This window comes from Streptomyces sp. NPDC053431 (genome assembly GCF_044544925.1).
Lineage (GTDB): Bacteria > Actinomycetota > Actinomycetes > Streptomycetales > Streptomycetaceae > Streptomyces.
Genome location: NZ_JBITXX010000078.1, coordinates 1 through 1,440, shown reverse-complemented (window position 1 = coordinate 1,440; position 1,440 = coordinate 1). Strand labels below are relative to the sequence as shown.

The window sequence follows — 1,440 nt, the reverse complement described above, 5'->3', positions numbered from 1 at the left end:
TGCTCAGCCGAAGGCCGCCTGTGCGTACGGCAGTTACCAGTCCGAGTGATCAAGTACGAGGCCCCGTTCGGACCCCGAGGTTAAAGATCAAGCTAATCCACGTCGACAGCAAGCAGCTCGGCAACACCACAACCGGAAGAACGCCGGCAACAGCTACATCCGTCGCCGACCGCTCCCGCCTCGCCTACAGCTCACTATTTTGTTTAAATTGATCTTTTCGTTAGTTCGGTGGGGTTGGTGGGTGGATGGTGAGTCCGGTGTGGGCGAGGAAGGACCAGGGCAGTTGCCGGTTCTGGTTGATCCGGTGGATGCCCTGTTCGGTGGCATCGGCGAGATGGTCGCCGGCGAGGTTGGCGAGCTCGCGTTTCTTCAGCGAGGACCACAGTAGTTCCACCGGGTTGAGCTCGGGTGCGTAAGCCGGTAATCGCTCGAGTGTGAGCCAGTCCTGCTCGGCCACCCAGGCCCGCATCGCCCGGCTCCAGTGAGCGGACAGCCCGTCCCAGACCAGCACCACCCGCTCGCCGCGATAGAACGTCTTCATCCGCTCCAGGACCTCGATGAGGCCGGCAGTGTCGTAGCTGCCGGGCTTGAGGTGGAAACACAACCGAGGACCGCGCTCCGGGTCGGCGGCGTGGTAGCCCAGCGCCGCGGCCATCGAGGCCCGCTTCCAGTTCAGCCGGGGGGTGCCGCGGAAGCGGGGTGCGGCCGCGGGGCGCGTAGGTGCGGCGGACCTGCGGCAGCAGCGAGACGCCTGATTCGTCGAGGAAGACGATCCAGGCCGTGTGTTCACCGCTCCTTTTTGATTTGCGGCCATTCGTGGGCGATCCAGCGGGCGATCTCGGACTCGTCGCGTTCGACCGCCCGCCGCTCGGGACGCTGCAGACTCCATCCGAGCCGGCTGGTCAGCAGCCGCCACACCGACGCCCGCGACAGGACCACTCCGGTCACCCGCTCGACGACCAGGCCGACCCGCTCCAGCGTCCACAGGTCGGCCTCGAAACCATGCGTCTGGGCGCCTTGTTCCAGCGCGGTCCGCACCTGCTCGACCTGGGCGTCGTCCAGCTTGGGTGGGCGGCCGGTGGCCGGGCGCCGGCGCAACCCGTCGGCGCCGTTCTCCTCCCAGACCCGCCTCCACCGCCGCACACTTTCCTCGCTGACGCCCAGCATCCGCGCGATCTCGGCACCCGAACGTCCCTGGTCGAACAACTCGGCCGCCCGCACACGCCGGGCCTCGGCCAACTGCGGCCGTGTCAAAGGAGGAACCACGGGCAAAGGCTTGAAAGACACGCCATCAGGATCCCCCCAACGGCCCCATTGCACCCAAGGAACTAACGAAAAGATCAGTAGTGAGCCCTTTTCATCCCGCCTCTGATGGGGTGAACGTGCTGGTCAGAGGGGTGTCTGGTGACGTGGCAGGGCCCCTGGTCGTTGGCGTGGTGA

At 66.2% G+C, this 1,440-nt stretch carries 2 protein-coding genes; both read right to left on the bottom strand.

Annotation, left to right across the window (positions count from 1 at the left end; genetic code table 11):
* Window positions 1-220 precede the first annotated feature (220 nt).
* The gene (locus tag ACIGXE_RS37735; protein WP_399754690.1) at window positions 221-655 is read right to left on the bottom strand and encodes a transposase; all 435 of its coding nucleotides are present in this window, start codon (window positions 653-655) and stop codon (window positions 221-223) included.
* A 131-nt stretch (window positions 656-786) separates the two neighbouring features.
* Window positions 787-1,239, bottom strand: a complete 453-nt coding sequence (locus tag ACIGXE_RS37730) for an IS630 family transposase (RefSeq protein ID WP_399754687.1) — start codon at window positions 1,237-1,239, stop codon at window positions 787-789.
* Window positions 1,240-1,440: the final 201 nt, after the last annotated feature.